The organism is Bradyrhizobium lablabi, from assembly GCF_001440475.1.
Lineage (GTDB): Bacteria > Pseudomonadota > Alphaproteobacteria > Rhizobiales > Xanthobacteraceae > Bradyrhizobium > Bradyrhizobium lablabi.
Genome location: NZ_LLYB01000094.1, coordinates 17864 through 35444, shown reverse-complemented (window position 1 = coordinate 35444; position 17581 = coordinate 17864). Strand labels below are relative to the sequence as shown.

Here is a 17581-nt window from a genome sequence, read left to right as displayed (position 1 = left end):
ACCGGGGGCGCCGGTTGGGGTCCGATTCTTCACCGGGACAGACGCGAACATGTCTGCCCGGAGATCGTGTCCTGATAGTGGGATGGAGCGGGAGGACACTTCGAAGAAGTGTCGCCCCGGTCTGGCCCAGGACTGTCCGAACAGGACTATTCGAAGCGCTCGACAGACATGGACAGCGTCAACAGGAGGACCAGATGGCGAAGAAGAGTAAGAAGGCCAAGAAAGCTAAAAAGGCCAAGAAGGCCGTAGTGGCGAAGAAGAAGAAGGCTGCGAAGAAATCGGCGAAGAAGGCTGCGAAGAAGACCGCAAAGAAATCGGCCAAGAAGGCTGCGAAGAAATCAAAGGCTGCGCCGAAGAAGGCCGCCAAGAAGAGCCCGGCGAAGAAAAAGAAGGCGGCTGCCAGGAAGCCCGCTGCTCCCAAGCCGGAGCCGGCGCCGGCTCCCGAGCCAGAACCCGCGCCCGCTCCGGCGGCGAGCTGGGCAAGCCCGGAACCGTCCAATCCCTCATGGGCCGCCGGCTCGTCCAACGGCGGCGATCACAACTAGACGGTCGCCTGTCAGGGGCTTGAATTTTCGAAAGGTCGCAGCGTCAGCGCTGCGGCCTTTTTTCGTGGACCCTTGCGAGGCGCCACAGACCGTACGTTCACGGGGAGGTTGATTCGCAAAAAGGCGCGCTGTGGTGTGTCGCCGGTGTCGCCTTTTCCCGTCCCAACTCTCGTGCTGACGAGCGCTAGACCTCCAAAATTGTTGTGAGAATGCAACACACGCGGACAACGTTTAACGAAACGGCCAGAATGCCTAAAAAGGCGGCTGCTGCTTGACTTTTTTGCTTCACGACCATGACGCCGCAGCCCACTGTGTGACCGCGTTAAGACATTTGGCCGCAGTCTCTTATCGTTTGCCCCGGGGGGCCGGAGCGGGACTGTCAAGAAGGGTGGATGGGGATCGTCATGAAGAAACTGGTTTTGTTAGCAACGGCGCTGGCAATGGTATCGGGTTCGGCTCTCGCTGCTGACCTGCGGGTGAAGGCTGTGAAGGCGCCGCCGCCGCCGGCATTCGATCCCTGGGATTTCGCCTTCGGCGCCGGGATCGCCAACGACTACATCTTCCGCGGCATCACCCAGTCCAATCACAAGCCGTCGGTCAACGCCTATTTCGAGCCGCGCTACAACGTCACCAAAGACTTCCAGCTCTATGTCGGCCTCGGCGCCGCGAGCATCTCCTTCCCGAACCGCGCTGCGGCTGAAGTCGACGCCTACGGCGGCGCCCGCCTGACGGTCGGCCAGTTCGCCTTCGACGTCGGCGCCTGGGGCTATCTCTATCCGGGCGGTACCTGCCACTACGGCGCGGCCACCGATACGGCTGGCGTCCCGCTCAGCACCGAGTGCCAGTTGAACGCGCTGCTCAACGGCAACGTCATCAAGAAGGACCTCAGCTTCTTCGAGGTCTATGGCAAGGTGAACTATACCTTCAACGACAACTTCTCGATGGGCGGCAACGTCTATTATACGCCGAGCTTCCTCAACAGCGGCGCCGAAGGCACTTACGCCTCGATCGTTGGCAAGGCGATCGCACCCAGCGCCTGGTTCGGCGCCAGCGGCATCGGCATGTATGTGTCGGGTGAGTTCGGCCGCCAGTGGCTCGGCACCTCGAGCTCCTTCTACGGCGTCCCGCAATTCCCGAACGGCATCAACTATGCCGACTACAACACCTGGAACATCGGCATCGGCTTCACCTACAAGGTGTTCACGCTGGACTTCCGTTACTCCGACACCAACCTGTCGAAGGGTGATTGCAACGCCTTCACCAGCGACTTCTCGGCTCGTGGCAACATCAACGGAACCAACCTCGGTACCTTCGTCACCCCGATCAATCCCACCGGCGTCGGTTCGAACTGGTGCGGCGCGGCCGGCATCGTCAAGCTTTCGGCTGACCTGACCGCGATGACCAACCTGAAGTAAGATCTTCCTGTCGAAGACGAGGGGGCGGCAGAGCGATCTGCCGCCCCATTTCTTTTGGGTGGCGCGGATGAAACGGGATTGGCGGCGCGCGTTACGAAATGCGGTCTCCCGCAACGATCACCGCAGCGTCGTGGCGGGTGCGGTCGCAGGTCTCGGCGGCGCGATCGCGATCGGCGTCATGGAGCTGTTCTCGTTCGCTGCGCATTATCCTCTCGCGGTGATTCCGTTCGCCACCTCGATCGTGCTGGTGATCGGATCGCCCGAGGTGGCGCCGGCGCAGCCGCGTGCCCTGATCGGCGGTCATCTGGTGTCGGCGCTGGTGGGCCTTGCCGTGTTGAAGCTGACGGGGCCGCAAGCCTGGGCCGCAGCAATGGCCGTCGGCCTCTCCATTCTGGCGATGTACGTGACCGGCACCTTTCACCCGCCCGCGGGCATCAACCCGCTGCTGGTGGTTTCAGGCAACCTGCCGTGGACGTTTCTGCTGGCGCCGGTGCTGGCCGGCGCGCTACTGTTGACCGCGTTCTCCTACGTCTGGCACCGCTGGGTGCGCCGCCAGTCCTGGCCGCGGCGCTGGCTGTAGAACGCCATAGCCCGGATGGAGCGAAGCGCAATCCGGGACCACTTTCGCGTGCGGAGAGATTTTCCCGGATTACGCTCCCCTTCATCCGGGCTACGATCTACGCCTGCATGACTATGACGCGGCCGCGCGCTTTCCATCGCTCAATGCAAAGCGGTCGCCATCACGGGTGAACACGACATTGCGCCCGTGAAACGCGTCCAGCGTCGAGCGGTGGCCGATCGAGACGATCGTGGTCTGCGGCAGTTTCTGCTCAACCAGGCGATACAGTGCTGCCTCCGACGGCTCGTCGAGCGAGGCGGTGGCCTCGTCGAGGAACAGGTAGTTCGGCGCGTGCAACAGCGCGCGTACGAGCCCGAGGCGCTGCTGCTCGCCGAGCGAGAGCGTGCGATTCCAGTGTCCCAGTTCGCCGATCTGCGAGGCAAGCTTCGGCAGTCCCACCGCTTCGATCGCATTACTGATCTGGCTGTCGGTGAACGTCCCTTCCTTGGCCGGATATTCGACTGCCGCGCGCAGCGAGCCGGTCGGGAAATACGGTCGCTGTGGCAGCATCATCAATGTTGCACCGGCAGGTATGGCGATCGTACCGGCGCCGAACGGCCAGATGCCGGCGATGGCGCGGAACAGGGTGGATTTGCCGGAGCCGGACGGGCCAGTGACCAGTGTGCGCTCGCCCTTGCGCAGGCTGAATCCATCCGCGTTCACCAGCGGCGTTCCGTTCGGCAGACGTATCGCCAGGCCCTTGAGGTCGATCGCGCCGGCGCCGGTCTCGACCACGTGAACCCGGTCATCGCGGGTCGCAAGTTCGCGCGCGGCGACGATGCCCGCCTCGAAACCGTCGAGACGGTTGACCACCGCCTGCCACTCCGCGAGCTGACGATAGATGCCGATGAAGAACGACAGCGCACCCTGAACGCTCGAAAACGCCGATGCGGTCTGCATCATACCGCCGAGCTGAATCTTTTCCGCGAAGTAGGCCGGCGCCACCAGCACATAGGGGAAGATCACCGAAGCCTGATTGTAGCTCGCTGTGAACGCCGTGATCTTCTTGGTCCGGCTCATGATGGCGAGCCAATTGTCCACCACGCGTCCGAAGCGGACGAGAAGGCGCTCGCGCTCGGCTTGCTCGCCGTGCAGCAGCGCGATCTGTTCGGAGTTTTCCCGCACGCGCACCAGGTTGAAGCGGAAATCCGCTTCATATTGCTGCTGCTTGAAATCGATGCCGACCAGCGGCCAGCCGATCAGATGGGTCAGGATGGTGCCAAGCACCGAATAGATCAGTGCGCCCCAGACGAGGTAACCGGGAATTGCATATTCCTGGCCGAACAAATGCAGCGGCGCGGCGTTCGAAAGGCCCCACAGGATCGCGACGAAGGAGCCCAGCGTGACGATCGAGCTTAGAAGGCCGACGCCGATGTTGAGCGTACGATCGACAAACAGCTTGACGTCGTCGGTCATGCGCTGGTCGGGGTTGTCGGCGGCATCGCCCTGAAGCTGCATCCGGTAGTGGTTGGCGTGATGCAGCCATTCACCGAGATATTGCGCGGTCATCCAGCGCCGCCAGCGGATCTGCAGCCATTGATTGAGATAGAGCTGGTAGACCGCCAGCACGATGAAAATGGCGGCCAGGACGCTGAAATAGATGATCTCGTAGACGAAGTTGTCCCAATTCCGTTCCTGCAGCGCGTTGTAGAAACGAAGGTTCCACTGGTTGATCAGGACGTTGATGCCGACGATCGCAAGCTCGATGGCGATCACCGCGGCCAGCAGCCCGCGGCCGGCCCATTTATCTTCGGAGCTGAAATACGGGGCAGCGATGCGCCACACCGTGGCGAGCGTCGAGCGGATATTGTTCACAGATCACCGTCTCCGGAGAATTGGGCCTAACGCCCTGAAAGAATGGAAGAATTGGGGTCTGCTACGAAAGGCTGGGCCATTCGTCGCCTGCGACGGCTTGTCGCAGCCCTCGGCTAGACCCTAGCATGGCTGCGGCGGCGAGGGGCGATGGCCATCGAACTTCGCGAGGTTGTGAGCGTTGGCGAGCCCAAGACAAAGTCCAAGGCACGGTCCACGGACAAGTCCAAGGCGCGCTCCAAGGCTGCCCAACCTCGCTTTTCCAAGGTTGTTCCCGCCGATCGATCAGCACGTGACCGGACCATCCACCCCGGCGCGTCAATAACAATGTGGGAGAACCGCAAATGTGGGACCAACACTATAATCCGCTTGGCAACGCCGCGCTGTCGACAATCGCTGCCGCCGTACCCGTCGTCACCCTGTTGGTGCTGATTGCGAGCGGCAGGGTCAAGGCGCATCTGGCGGCCATCGTCGCGCTTGTCGTCGCCAACATCATCACCATCGTCATCTTCACCATGCCCGCCGGCATGTCGATCCGCGCCTCGCTGCTCGGCGTTGTCATCGGCTTCTTCCCGATCGGCTGGATCGTGCTCAACGTCATCTTCCTCTACCGCATCACCGTCGAGACCGGGCGCTTCGAGCTGTTGCAGCGCGCGATCGGCGGCGTCACCACCGATCGCCGGCTGCAGCTGCTCCTGATCGCGTTTGCGTTCGGGGCGTTCTTCGAGGGCGCGTCCGGCTTCGGCACGCCGGTGGCGATCACCGGCGCGATTTTGATTGGGCTCGGCTTTTCGCCGCTGGCGGCTTCCGGCCTGTCGCTGATCGCCAACACCGCGCCGGTGGCCTATGGCGCGCTCGGCACGCCGATCCAGGGCCTGGCAACGGTGACCGGCCTCGATCCCTATGTTCTCGGCGCCATGGTCGGCCGGCAATTGCCGTTCTTCTCGCTGATCGTGCCGTTCTGGCTGATCTGGGCCTTCGCGGGCTGGCGCGGCATGATCGCGATCTGGCCGGCCATCCTCGTCACCGGCGTTTCCTTTGCGGTCCCGCAATTCGTGATCTCGAATTTCATCAACCCCTGGATCGTCGATATCGGGGCGTCGCTGATCTCGATGGGCTGCCTGATCCTGTTCCTTAAAGTTTGGCAACCGCGCGAGCTCTGGCTGTCGCCGGCGCTGCGCAGCCACGATGAATCGGCCGCGACCATGAAGGCCGCCAGGCCATTGGATACGACGAAGCTCAGCCAGGCCCAGCTCTGGAGCGCGCTGCTGCCGTGGATCATCGTCTGCATCGTGATGCTGATCTGGGGCACCGGCGCGTTCAAGGGTTGGGCGAACGCGAACTTCGCCTGGAAATTCGAGGTGCCCGAACTGCACAACATGATCAACAAGGTGCCGCCGGTGGCCGCCAAGCCGACGCCGGAGGCCGCGCTGTTCGACTTCACCTATCTGTCCTTCACCGGGACCGGCATGCTGATCGCCGCCATCATCTCCGGCCTGCTGATGGGGTTTTCGCCGGTGAAGATGGTCGCCGAGTATGGCCGCACCATCAGACTATGCGCGATTTCGCTGATCACGATCTCGGCGATGCTGGCGATCGGCACGCTGACGCGGCTCTCCGGCGTCGACGCCACGCTCGGCCTCGCCTTCGCCGCCACCGGCGTGCTCTATCCCTTCTTCGGCACGCTGCTCGGCTGGCTCGGCGTTGCGCTGACGGGATCGGATACGTCGTCGAACGTGCTGTTCGGCAATCTGCAAAGGATCACCGCCGAACAGCTCGGCCTGTCGCCGGTGTTGATGGCCGCGGCCAATTCCTCCGGCGGCGTCATGGGCAAGATGATCGATGCGCAATCCATCGTCGTCGCCTCCACCGCCACCAACTGGTACGGCCATGAGGGCTCGATCCTGCGTTACGTCTTCCTGCACTCGATCGTGCTGGCCTGCCTCGTCGGCGTGCTGGTGACGCTGCAGGCCTATGTCTCTCCGTTCACGATGATGGTGCTGAAGTAGGCGCCGTCGGGGCGACCCGTCGACGATCCCCGCGGCCGCCGCCGCGGGGATTTCTACCTCGGTGTTTTGGATCAGGTCTCGCCACCGGCGAAGATATCCTTCTTGATGACCGCATGGACGCCCCAGTTTCCATCGACCACCTGGGTGATGCCGAAGTCGACCCCAACCGTAATCAAAGAGATTGCCTCATCTTCGGTCAGCTTCTTGGTCGTCATCAGGAACTTGCGCATCTTGCGGAACGCATCGCGCAAGGCAAGGTCAACCGACGATTTCGAGTAAATGTCTGACTGCGCCTTGTCTCCCAATTCGGTGAGATAATTGGCGAAGCTGAAGCCGTGCACCAGCCACTCATCCCTGGTTTCCAGCATCGGATAGTCGAGGGCTTCGAGAGCCGTGCCGACGAGGTCGGCTTTCTTGTGCAGAATGATCTGGAAGGTGCCGTTCAGCGAGCTTTCGATGGCCGTGCCGCAAAGCTCGGAGTCTCCCTGCGAAGCGTGCGGGTCGCCAACAGACAGCAGGCCGCCTTCGACCGCGACCGGATAATACATCGTGGCGCCCTTGCCGATCCGCCAATTGTCGATGTTGCCTCCGGTATAGCTCGGCGGAATTGAATCGACGATATCGGCTTCCTTTGGCGCCAGGCCGATTACGCCGAAATGCGGACGTATCGGAATGCGCACATTCTTCAGGATGCCGTGGTTCTCCTTGATCGTCGAGTGATCAACGGGAACGCCGGGATAGTCGATGGTCTTGTGCACGACGCCCGAAGGATCGGTCTGTGGAGTCCATTGGAAATTGTACACGGCTTTCGCCCAGTTGCGTTCGCCTGACGCGTCGACCTCATAGATCGTGATCACTTCGCGCGGCTTAGGCTCGGTCAACAAGTCCTTATAGTGAAAACCCCACCATGCCGCCGCGTTGCTGCCGAAAGCCTTTCCACGATATTGCGGATTGGCACAGGGCCGGGGAGTGACGTCGATAATACGCAACTCGATCACGTCACCCTCTTGGGCGCCGCGGACGTAGACAGGGCCTGTGCAGATGTGCACGCCAAGGCCCTCGCCGGCGCCACGCCCGAACAGCGAGGCATCCATCGGTCCGGCGCCGCGGCGGTTTACGCCCTTCTTTTCCTTGGTCCACAGGAACACGCTTTCGGCGCCGGGATCGCCCTTCACCATGCGCTCGGCGTCGTCATTGGCATGGTGAGTTAGCGCCTCGATGGTAATGAAGTCGCCGGAATCGATCTCGACCTGCGGTTTCAGTTTCTTGCTGAAATAGCCCCAATGCACCGTTTCGGCAGTTGCCGGCAAATGATGATAGGAGCGTTTGGCGGGCTGGTTCTTTTCGGCGGCAGCCGCCATCTGCGGCGTCACCAGAGAAATGCTGCCCGCGGTCATCGCTGCGGCGCCTCCGGCCGCGGCGAAGCTGGACCTCAAGAACGATCGGCGTTCGCGATCGAGCGTTTCCTTGAACTTGCGATGGTGCAATTTAAATTCCGGACAGTTCTTGTCATCACCCGCGCACATCGTGTCTCTCCCCGATTTGAACGCGCATTCAGGCGCACGCCTGATCCCACCTCAGTTCATCGCAACAGTCAAAGCGTTGCTGCATCATGAAGTGAATGAAAAATAGCTCCTTTGCTTATTGCTTGGGCCTTGCGCGCTCAACTCTTGAGAGATCCCACATCATTGCTGCTTCTATCCATTCACGATGCTGGTGCCGAAGTAGCGGCGCCGTCCAAGTCCTCGCGGACAACAGCCCACGGAGACTTCAGAGTTTCCTGCTGTCATAGGCCCAATGCAGCAGCGCCTGCCGCTGGCGCTTGCGGCAGAACAGATCGCCCCGTTCGCAATTCGCCTGAAGCTGTCGAACGTGCCTGCGTATCGCGGCCCAGCGTTTGATCTGCCGCGCATCTTCGTCCGGAAGCCGGCGGCCCCGATAATAGCGGCAATACCATTGAAACCAGCCGCGCGGGTCGTCCGGATGTATCCAGCCTTTTCGGCGCCACACCGAGAGCGGCTGGCTGGCGGCAACGCCGAAGAAATTCAGCCTGGCGTCCGCGCGTTCGGGAGAGAGTTTGGCCTTCGCGAACCAGCTTGCCGGAAATTCGTCCCCGCAATCGGTCATGTACTTCCCGCCGAAGACGCCGAGGTGAAGCATTTCCGGCGGCGTGAGGTCGGGGCGGAAGTCCGGGTCAAAGCTGCGGCCGACAGGTGCGACGAGGATGTAGCGATAACCGCGCTGCATCCGGTCGTTCACGATGATGGTTCGCTGCTGCACCGCGACAGGGCCCTTCTTTCGCCAGGCGGCTGCTGGATCGCTTGACCAACGATAGAACGTCGGGGAGGGAACGCAAAGCCGGGCGAAGCTGGCTGCAATTTGCCGGGCGGTGGCATTCACGGCCCTAGCCAATCACGTCGCCGTCCAATAGAACGGCGCGGCGCGGTAGGGTCCCGCAATTTCGAGAGGATGCATGATTTCATTCGTACGTACGGCCCGGGCAGGTGCCGCTTCGCTTCTGGTGATCGCAACCGCCCTGCAATTCAGTCCGGCGCGCGCCGATGACGGCTTTCCGTTCGGCACGGAGATGCAGCTCGATGTCGCCCGCCAGCCCGGCTCGAAGCGGATTCCCAATCTCGATATCGGCGATGCCGGCGAGGTGGCCATTGAACTCTGGTGCAAGGGCGGCAAGGGCCAGTTCTCGGTGGCGGGCAACACCGTGATCTTCGTACCCGGCGCGATGGAAGACCGGCCCTGTCCGCCGGACCGCGCGCAAGCGGACGACGAGTTGATCGCAGCGCTCGCCGCTGCGGGCACCTGGAAGCGGCAGGGCGATTTCGTGTCGTTCATCGGCACGAAGACGCTGCGCTTCCGCATCAATACGAATTAGAGCGTTCTCGAGCGAAAGCCTGCCCCGGACTTGATCCGGGGTGGATACCGGTTCGCGGGAAGAAAACGCGTCAAAGCAAGAATCCAGAGCTTCGGTTCTGATGCAATCAGAACCGATAATCTGGCGCTCAGTTACTGCGTCGCAATCAGGCCGCTGGCGGTGGCGATCACCCAGCGGTTGCCCCAGCGCACGATGGAATCCACGCGTCCGAGTCCCGGGATGGTGTCGCCGCGCGCGGCCATCCTGATACCGTCAGGACCTTCGAGAACGGCGGTGCCGTCGCGAACGTCGACGACCGTCCATCCGGGAATCGTTGCCGGCCTGGTTTCCGGCGCCGCCACCAGCGGCTGCCGCATCGCGATCGCAGCGGAGGGGCTCGCATTGGCCTGGGCGGCCGGCCGCGCGGCCGCCGACAATGGCGCCGACGGCTTGGGAATGCTCCCGACGATCGCGGGCGCATCAGATGCAGATGCCGTCTTCCGGGCGCCTTCAATCTTGCCCGGCCGTGCTTCGGCAATTCGCGGCGCCGGCATTTCCGTATACACAACCGTTTCAAGGCCGAGCGTGCCTGCGAATTCGGGCCAGCTCAGACCGCCGGCCCATCCGAGTCCGAAGCTTGCCACCACGGCCACGATGACCAGCGAGGCGTTGCGCGCCCGGTCGCGAGACGACTCCCGCACCACCAATATGTCGTCACGATCGGAGTTGAGAAAATTGCGCAGGCTCGACGGTCCCAGCCCGCCAGCCACATTCCCCGACAAGATGCTTTCAACAGTACTCGGCTCGCGGTCGTACATGGCTTAACCCAAATTTTTGGTCAGCCGATGATGTTCCCTTAAGCTGAATCGAATCTTAATTTTCGAGGCTCGAGTGAGTATCCGTGCTGATTTAACACTACAGTCGGGTACTCGCGGATTGACCATGGTTTACATTCACTCGGAGGGGTTGTTCCTGATGTCGCGCCAGTATTGGTTTGCGACACCGGACCGAACCACGAGGTCCTTAATCCGAAAGAACGCGCTGTCAGCGCCAGTCCCATGGACGAACACGCGACCCTTCAAGCCCGCATCTGTGCTGCTTGGATTGACTTGCTCCGACGGAACAGAGGCGTCGAAGGACGTCCCGACCAGTATTATGCCCTGAGCGTCGAGAACATCCGAGGCCACGGCGAGGCATTCGAACTGCGCGTCACGTTTCGTGCCGGTCGAACGTATTGCTGCTGCGAAGCCATGTGCCATACCGGCGCCTTCACCGAGAAACGGTGGCGGCAACTGCGGGCGGCTCTTGCTGTCCATGGCGTCGAGCCTCAAGAGCCGCTCGTGGTGCGGATTTGCACGCGGCTAGGAGCAGGCGCGCGATTGCACTACGGCAAGAACGATGAGCCCGAGCCCGAGATGTACGACCAAGGTCCCTGGACGTTGACGGTCTGAGAGCAATCCCCCAGCGTTCCAATTCATCGCGAATGAGCCTCGAACCGGCCGGCTACCGAAAGCGAGCCGAGAATGTTCGCACCGTCCTACTTCCACACGCTCTTGTCCGCGTCCCAGCGCTGGCCCTTGAACTCTTTCGCCAGCGCGTCGATCGAGCCGTTGTCCTCCTTCGGCTCGCCGCCTTCCTCGTCGCCGGTGGAATCTTCCGACAGATGCAGTTTCGGACCCGCTCCTTCATCGGCGGTTGTGGTGACCGGGCTTGAGATCCACAGCATCAGCCGGTCGGAGGAGCCCGGTTTGTCCGGCGAAACCAGTGCGGTGATTTCGACAGTTTCGGTCAGCGCGAGCGCGGGATAGATCGGGCTTGGCCGCTTGAAGCTCAGCTTCAGTTTTCCGGTGTTGGCGTTCCAGTCGGCGCCCGCCGGCTTGGCGGCCAGCGTTTTCGCAAGCACGCCTGAAATGGCCGCCGCGATCTTGTCGCGGTTGATCTTGTCGCCGTCGCGCCAGTCGGCGGCGGCAAAGCGGATGGTGCGGTCCATCTCGATCGCGCCGCTGGTCCATCCGGCAGTGACCACGCCTTGCGTCGCCTTCACCTTCGCAATCAGCGCAGCTGAGCGTTCCGGATCGGCGGTGAGGTTGATGGTCTGCTCGCCGGCGCGCAGCGCGTCGCAGGAGACCGAAAGGCTTGAGATACCGACCTCGACGGCCTCGCCCTTCAGGCTTTTGAGGAAATCAAGCGCGGCGTCGAGCTTGATCCGCACGCCGATCGCCTCCGGCGAGACGTCGGTAAAATCCTTCGGCGCCGGCGTGATGCCGTCGTCGCTGGTCTGGTTGTCCAAAAATTCCTTCTCGCTGAGATCGGAATTATCCGTGGAAGCGACTTCGGTCACGTTCGAACCGACGGTGATCTGGCCGCGGAATTCGAAAGTGTCGCCGACAGGCTTGCGCAACAGCTTGACGGTGACCGGCAGCTTGTCGCCGATGCTCTGCGTGGTGCCGGTCAGGTTCTGACCGTTGACGGTGAGGGTGGCGACGAAGCGGTCCTTGCGGTCGGAGCCTTTCGCGGCGGGATAGCAGACGTCGAGGGTCGCCGCGGTGACATTCTTGCCCTGGCGGGTTTCCTTCAGCACGACGTCGGCATTGCCGTCCATCAGGCCGTCGATCGCGGTGAAATAGCGCGTCTCGGTGGTGCCCGGCGCCGTCTTGGAGGGAAGTTTCATCTGGGCGAAGGCGAAGTCCGGAGCCGCCATCATCAGACCGAGCAGGCAAGGCAAGAGCAGGCGCATTTGGAAGTTCCTCAGACGGGACAGAATTGGCGTCGTCGTACCTAGCAAATCCCGGTAGCGTTTTCGATGCCGGTTTTGCGTGAGGAAAACGCGTCAAAACAAAGAGAAAGCGCCGTATCGGTGCTCCATCTGGACCGATGCGGTGCTTGTCATTCGCCAAAAAAGAAGGCCGCCCGGAGGCGGCCTTCGATCTGTTGTTGGGGTGGGGCAGGGCTTAGAAGCCCATGCCGCCCATCCCACCCATGCCGCCGCCACCGCCGGGCATGGCCGGCGCGGCTTCCTTCGGCAGTTCGGCGACCATGGCTTCGGTGGTCACCAGCAGGCCGGCGACGGAGGAGGCGTCCTGCAGCGCCGTGCGCACCACCTTGGCCGGGTCGATGATGCCCTTGTCGACCATGTCGACATATTCCTCGGTCTGGGCGTCGAAGCCAAAGGTCTCCGACTTGTTTTCGAGGATCTTGCCGACCACGATCGAGCCTTCGACACCGGCGTTTTCCGAGATCTGGCGAACCGGGGCTTCCAGCGCCTTCAGCACGATATTGATACCGGCCTGGACGTCGGAATTGTCGTTGTTGATGCGGCCGACCGCCTTCTTGGCGCGGAGCAGCGCCACGCCGCCGCCCGGCACGATGCCTTCCTGCACGGCCGCGCGGGTCGCGTTGAGGGCGTCCTCCACGCGGTCCTTCTTCTCCTTGACCTCGACTTCGGTCGCGCCGCCGACCTTGATCACCGCGACGCCGCCGGCGAGCTTGGCCAGACGCTCCTGCAGCTTCTCGCGGTCGTAGTCCGAGGTGGTTTCCTCGATCTGCGCCTTGATCTGCGTGACGCGGGCTTCGATGTCCTTCTTCTTGCCGGCGCCCTTGACGATCGTGGTGTTCTCCTTGTCGATCACGACCTTGCCCGCGCGTCCCAGCATGTTGATGGTGACGCTTTCGAGCTTCATGCCGAGCTCATCGGAGATCAGCTGACCGCCGGTCAGGATCGCGATGTCTTCCAGCATCGCCTTGCGGCGATCGCCGAAGCCCGGGGCCTTGACGGCGGCGACCTTCAACCCGCCGCGCAGGCGGTTCACGACCAGCGTCGCCAGCGCCTCGCCCTCGACGTCCTCGGCGATGATCAGGAGCGGACGGCCGGACTGCACCACGGCTTCCAGCACCGGCAGCATCGACTGCAGGCCGGAGAGCTTCTTCTCGTGCAGCAGCACGAAGACGTCTTCCAGCTCGGCGGTCATCTTCTCGGCGTTGGTGATGAAGTAGGGCGACAGATAGCCGCGGTCGAACTTCATGCCCTCGACGATGTCGACCTCGGTCTCCAGCGACTTGTTTTCCTCGACCGTGATCACGCCTTCATTGCCGACCTTCTGCATCGCCTGCGCGATCATCTTGCCGATGGCGGTGTCGCCGTTGGCCGAGATGGTGCCGACCTGGGCCACTTCCGAGGAAGCCGCGACCGGCTTGGACCGCTTCTCGATATCCTTGACCACGGCGTGGACGGCGATGTCGATGCCGCGCTTGAGGTCCATCGGGTTCATGCCGGCGGCAACCGCCTTGCCGCCTTCGCGCACGATCGCCTGCGCCAGCACGGTGGCGGTGGTGGTGCCGTCGCCCGCGGTGTCGTTGGTCTTGGAGGCGACCTCGCGCAGCATCTGCGCGCCCATGTTCTCGAACTTGTCTTCGAGCTCGATTTCCTTGGCGACGGTGACGCCGTCCTTGGTGATGCGGGGCGCGCCGAAGCTCTTCTCGATCACGACGTTGCGGCCCTTGGGGCCGAGCGTCACCTTCACCGCGTTGGCGAGAACGTCGACGCCGCGCAGCATGCGGTCGCGGGCGTCGCCGGAAAATTTAACGTCTTTGGCAGCCATGTGTGTTGCTCCTGATTGAATGAATAAAGGTCGCTTGCCGCGCGTCTCTGACTGTCAGTGTAGGGCTTCTCTTTCCCTCTCCCCTTGTGGGAGAGGGTGGCATGAATGAGCGCAGCTCATTCGTGACGGGTGAGGGGTCTGTCTCCGCGGATAGAGACCCCTCATCCGGCGCGGACTTTGTCCGCGCCACCTTCTCCCACAAGGGGAGAAGGGAAAAGCAACCGCCCACGACTGACGTGCGACGGCGGAAATGTGCGTCAGCTCAGCACGCCCATGATATCGGACTCCTTCATGATCAGGAGTTCCTCGCCGTCGAGCTTGACCTCGGTGCCCGACCACTTGCCGAACAGCACGCGGTCGCCGACCTTGAGGTCGATCGGAATCAGCTTGCCGGCCTCGTCGCGGCCGCCGGGACCCACGGCGGTAACTTCGCCCTGCGAGGGCTTTTCCTTGGCGCTGTCGGGAATGATGATGCCGCCCTTGGTCTTCTCTTCGGCATCGATTCGCTTGACCACGACGCGGTCGTGCAGCGGACGGAATTTGGTTTTGGCCATGACGTCTCCTCTTGAAGTTCCTCTGGGAGGCTCGGTTTCGGGTCTGCGCCATTGAAAATGGCTGGAATGCCGGGTATTCGACGCCGCCCCGGGCGGGACAGCACACCCCTTAGCAATCTTCGGATTTGAGTGCTAAACGTGGGGCCGGGAAATATGGCTTGGCGCTGATCCTGTCAAGCAAACAAGGGGGTTAAGGCCTTCTTGAGGCCAGTATAGGATGCTCAACGGAAACCAAATCGGTGCAGCGGCGTAATTCAACGGACGTCATTGCTCCGGCAGGCTTTTTACGGTTGGCTGCTTGACGGGAGCGGCCAAATTGCTCGGGGGAATGTGATGATCAGCTCTCGTAATGCGCGTACGGTTGCCAATCTGGCGATCGCATCGGCGCTGACGGTCTTGCTGGCGGCGTGCAGCAGCATGAGCCTGCCGTCGCTGTCGTCCAGCCCGGCACCCGATGCCGAACCCGGCGTTGCGCCGGAAATGCCGGCCACCATCCGCTCCGACGAGATCGTCGGCCGCTGGGGCCTCGCCTCGTTCCAGAATCCCAACGACCGCGCCCGCACCGAAGCTGCGGCGCGCGGGCAGTGCAAACAGCCCTATGTGATCGGCGCCGGCACGTCCGGCGGCGTCGTCATGCATCTGGCCGACCAGGCCACCCCGCAGGAGCTGCGCCTCAAGGGCAGCCCGAGCGGCAAGAACTATATCGGTCCGCCCGGTCCCGCCGGCGGCGAGCAGGACCGCGAGATCGTCTCGTTCGACGGCCGCGTACTGGTGACCCGCTTCATCGAAAAGGACGCCGCGGTCCGTTACGGCAACATGGTCTATGTCCGCTGCGCCCCGCGGGCGTGAGGCCCCGGTAATCAACAAGCCGTCATTGCGAGCGAAGCGAAGCAATCCACATCTCGGCACGGGGATAGATGGATTGCTTCGTCGCTTCGCTCCTCGCAATGACGGGGCAGGCCATCGCACAACAAAAAACGCCGGCATCGCTGCCGGCGTTTTGTTTGTTCCGCGTTAACCGTCCGATCAATCGAACAGCGCGTCGATGTCGTCCTGCGAGGCGTGGCCGACGTCGCCGTCCAGCTTCGGGCCGTTGAGCAGCTTGGCGTCGCCTTCGCGGGTGTCGACGATCGGTTGGGCGTGGGCCTTGATGGCGTCGACGCCGCCCCAGATATCCATCATCGTGTAGATGTGCTGCTCGATGAACTTCATCGTGGTCATCACCTTGCTGATGCGCTGGCCGGTGAGGTCCTGGAAGTTGCAGGCTTCGAAGATCGAGACGACGCGTTCCTGAATTTCTTCGCTGAGCAGCTTCTGCTGGTCGGGCGAGATGTTCTTCGACAGCGCGGTCGCCGCCTGGTCGATCGCCTCGGTGGCTTCGAGAATCTGCTGGGTGGCCTGTTCGGTGCCGCCGACGACGGCGCCGAGTTCGCCGTTGACCTTGGCCATTTCCTGGCCGTCAAAGCTCTTGCCGTGCAGGGTGGCGATTTCGCGCTTGGTGCGGTTGATGGCGTCGTGAATGAGGTCGAGCTCGACCTTCAGCTTCTCGCACTGCTCGATCTGCGCGCGATAGGTTTCCAGCAGCGCGTGGGATTCGGCAATCTCGCGTGCGACATCCGCAACCTCGGTGCCTGCGGCGCGGGCGTGGCCGAAGCTCGCCATCTGTGCGCGGATCTGGCGCAACTCGGCCATGATCTCGCGATGCATCGGACCGATCTCGCCGCCTTCGGTCGGCATGACAATTGGCGCGTCGCCCAGAATGGCTTGTTCGATACGAAAACGTTTGCGATTGACCGACATGAGTTTTTCCCACCCCTTCACTTCACGTGTGTTTTTAGCGGATGCCCTTTAACGTCAGGTTCACGCCGGAACGCGTCGTGCCAGCGGTTTGCCCGCGGCCGCACACCAACGATTAACCATGAAGGCCTGCGTTCACCCAAAATAAACGCTACCGGACAAATCCGGGCGCGCTTGCCGAAATGGTGAATCCAAACGCGGTTTCCGTTTACCAAACCGATTAGGTTTTGATTTGTATTGTTCGCGTGCAGCGACGCTTCAATCGCGCCGTTGCGTCGAACCCGCAGTGACGAACAGTACAGAGTGCGTCGATGTCCGGAAAAATCCCTTTTGCGCTCCTCGCGAGCGTGTCTTGCCTTTGCCTTGCCAGTGAGGCCGCAGCGATCGACGCCTCATCGTCGGCTGAACCCAGCGTGATCTACGCCCGTCAGCCTGCGCCGGTGCGCGTGGCCGCTGCCGGGCGCTCCAATATGGGCGGCGGCTTCATCGAATTCCTGTTCGGTGACGCACCGCAGGGCGGCCGTTACCAGCAGCCGGCCTATCAGCAGCAGCCGGATTACGGCTATGGCGGGCAGCGCATGCTGCTGCCGCCGATGGATCCGCAGCAGTCGATGCGACGCGAGGAAGAGCTGATCGACCCCGCACAGCACCGGCTCGATCCGAAATATGAAAAGCAGGTGGTCGAGTATCACGGCAAGGAAAGCCCGGGCACCATCGTGATCGACACCCCGAACAAGTTTCTGTTCCTGGTGCAGGGCGACGGCAAGGCGCTGCGTTACGGCGTCGGCGTCGGCCGGCCCGGCTTCACCTGGTCGGGCGTGAAGACGATCTCGGCCAAGAAGGAATGGCCGGCCTGGACGCCGCCGCCGGAAATGCTGGCGCGTCGCCCCGATCTGCCGCGCTACATGGAGGGCGGCCCGGAAAATCCGCTCGGCGCGCGCGCGATGTATCTGGGCTCATCGCTCTATCGCATTCACGGCTCCAACGAGCCCTGGACCATCGGCACCAACGTTTCGTCCGGCTGCATCCGCATGCGCAACGAGGACGTGATCGATCTCTACGGCCGCGTCGGCGTCGGGGCGAGGGTTGTGGTGATCTGAGAGTTTCTGCGTAGCCCGGGTGAAGCGCAGCGCAACCCGGGACCGTCGAACGGGCCGGCACCGAATCCCGGATTGCGCTTCGCTCCATCCGGGTTACTGAAACAAAAAAACGGCCGCCCGATCGGGCGGCCGTTTCCGTTTTCAGATATAGCGACGCTTACGCGTAATCGCTGTCGCCGCCATCGTCGCCGTCGAAGCCGTCGGAATCGTGATCCATGTCGTCTTCGTCGTCGTACGAGCCCTGATCGAAGAATCCCTGCTGC

16 protein-coding genes and 1 pseudogene are annotated in these 17581 nt (G+C 62.5%); 7 read left to right on the top strand and 10 right to left on the bottom strand.

What is annotated here, in order from left to right; genetic code table 11:
• Window positions 1–194: 194 nt before the first annotated feature.
• From CQ14_RS27205 to CQ14_RS27195, 3 genes are all read left to right on the top strand, one after another.
• Complete coding sequence (locus tag CQ14_RS27205) at window positions 195–545, top strand: hypothetical protein (protein WP_057860906.1); 351 nt, start codon at window positions 195–197, stop codon at window positions 543–545.
• 404 nt (window positions 546–949) lie between these two features.
• Window positions 950–1960 carry a TorF family putative porin gene (locus tag CQ14_RS27200; protein ID WP_057861043.1) on the top strand — a complete coding sequence of 337 codons (1011 nt, stop codon included), beginning with the start codon at window positions 950–952 and terminating at the stop codon, window positions 1958–1960.
• Between the two features lie 67 nt (window positions 1961–2027).
• A complete protein-coding gene (locus CQ14_RS27195; RefSeq protein ID WP_057860905.1) occupies window positions 2028–2540 on the top strand; it encodes an HPP family protein in 513 nt (170 codons plus the stop codon).
• Between the two features lie 111 nt (window positions 2541–2651).
• On the opposite strand, the gene CQ14_RS27190 is transcribed toward CQ14_RS27195, so the two are convergent.
• Window positions 2652–4394, bottom strand: a complete 1743-nt coding sequence (locus CQ14_RS27190) for an ABC transporter ATP-binding protein/permease (RefSeq protein ID WP_057860904.1) — start codon at window positions 4392–4394, stop codon at window positions 2652–2654.
• A gap of 341 nt (window positions 4395–4735) precedes the next feature.
• On the opposite strand from CQ14_RS27190, the gene CQ14_RS27185 reads away from it, so the two are divergent.
• Complete coding sequence (locus CQ14_RS27185; RefSeq protein ID WP_057860903.1) at window positions 4736–6400, top strand: L-lactate permease; 1665 nt, start codon at window positions 4736–4738, stop codon at window positions 6398–6400.
• Window positions 6401–6471: 71 nt separating this feature from the next.
• On the opposite strand, the gene CQ14_RS27180 is transcribed toward CQ14_RS27185, so the two are convergent.
• Complete coding sequence (locus CQ14_RS27180) at window positions 6472–7926, bottom strand: acetamidase/formamidase family protein (RefSeq protein ID WP_057860902.1); 1455 nt, start codon at window positions 7924–7926, stop codon at window positions 6472–6474.
• Window positions 7927–8170: 244 nt separating this feature from the next.
• Entirely contained in the window at window positions 8171–8647 is a 477-nt protein-coding gene (locus CQ14_RS27175) for a hypothetical protein (RefSeq protein ID WP_199805628.1), read from the bottom strand.
• A 226-nt stretch (window positions 8648–8873) separates the two neighbouring features.
• Here CQ14_RS27175 and CQ14_RS27170 point away from each other — a divergent pair, with 226 nt between their 5' ends.
• Window positions 8874–9290 carry an META domain-containing protein gene (locus CQ14_RS27170; protein ID WP_057860900.1) on the top strand — a complete coding sequence of 139 codons (417 nt, stop codon included), beginning with the start codon at window positions 8874–8876 and terminating at the stop codon, window positions 9288–9290.
• A gap of 131 nt (window positions 9291–9421) precedes the next feature.
• Here CQ14_RS27170 and CQ14_RS27165 read toward each other — a convergent pair whose 3' ends face one another.
• From CQ14_RS27165 to CQ14_RS27145, 5 genes are all read right to left on the bottom strand, one after another.
• Window positions 9422–10051 carry a hypothetical protein gene (locus tag CQ14_RS27165; protein WP_156435483.1) on the bottom strand — a complete coding sequence of 210 codons (630 nt, stop codon included), beginning with the start codon at window positions 10049–10051 and terminating at the stop codon, window positions 9422–9424.
• Between the two features lie 171 nt (window positions 10052–10222).
• Window positions 10223–10600, bottom strand: a complete 378-nt coding sequence (locus CQ14_RS27160; RefSeq protein ID WP_057860898.1) for a hypothetical protein — start codon at window positions 10598–10600, stop codon at window positions 10223–10225.
• Window positions 10601–10806: 206 nt separating this feature from the next.
• Entirely contained in the window at window positions 10807–12006 is a 1200-nt protein-coding gene (locus CQ14_RS27155; protein WP_057860897.1) for a hypothetical protein, read from the bottom strand.
• A gap of 214 nt (window positions 12007–12220) precedes the next feature.
• The gene (gene groL, locus CQ14_RS27150; protein WP_057860896.1) at window positions 12221–13867 is read right to left on the bottom strand and encodes a chaperonin GroEL; all 1647 of its coding nucleotides are present in this window, start codon (window positions 13865–13867) and stop codon (window positions 12221–12223) included.
• 257 nt (window positions 13868–14124) lie between these two features.
• The gene (locus CQ14_RS27145; protein ID WP_057838092.1) at window positions 14125–14421 is read right to left on the bottom strand and encodes a co-chaperone GroES; all 297 of its coding nucleotides are present in this window, start codon (window positions 14419–14421) and stop codon (window positions 14125–14127) included.
• Between the two features lie 333 nt (window positions 14422–14754).
• Between CQ14_RS27145 and CQ14_RS27140 the strand changes: the two genes are divergently transcribed.
• Window positions 14755–15270 (top strand): hypothetical protein, encoded by a 516-nt coding sequence (locus CQ14_RS27140; RefSeq protein ID WP_057860895.1) that lies wholly within the window; start codon window positions 14755–14757, stop codon window positions 15268–15270.
• A gap of 177 nt (window positions 15271–15447) precedes the next feature.
• Here the strand turns inward: CQ14_RS27140 and CQ14_RS27135 are convergent, their stop codons facing one another.
• The gene (locus tag CQ14_RS27135) at window positions 15448–16221 is read right to left on the bottom strand and encodes a protein phosphatase CheZ (protein ID WP_057860894.1); all 774 of its coding nucleotides are present in this window, start codon (window positions 16219–16221) and stop codon (window positions 15448–15450) included.
• Window positions 16222–16529: 308 nt separating this feature from the next.
• Between CQ14_RS27135 and CQ14_RS27130 the strand changes: the two genes are divergently transcribed.
• Window positions 16530–17318, top strand: coding sequence for a L,D-transpeptidase (locus tag CQ14_RS27130; protein WP_057860893.1), 789 nt, complete (start codon window positions 16530–16532; stop codon window positions 17316–17318).
• 157 nt (window positions 17319–17475) lie between these two features.
• Here the strand turns inward: CQ14_RS27130 and CQ14_RS46830 are convergent.
• Window positions 17476–17581, bottom strand: a pseudogene (locus CQ14_RS46830) (DUF2076 domain-containing protein); the annotation flags it as partial.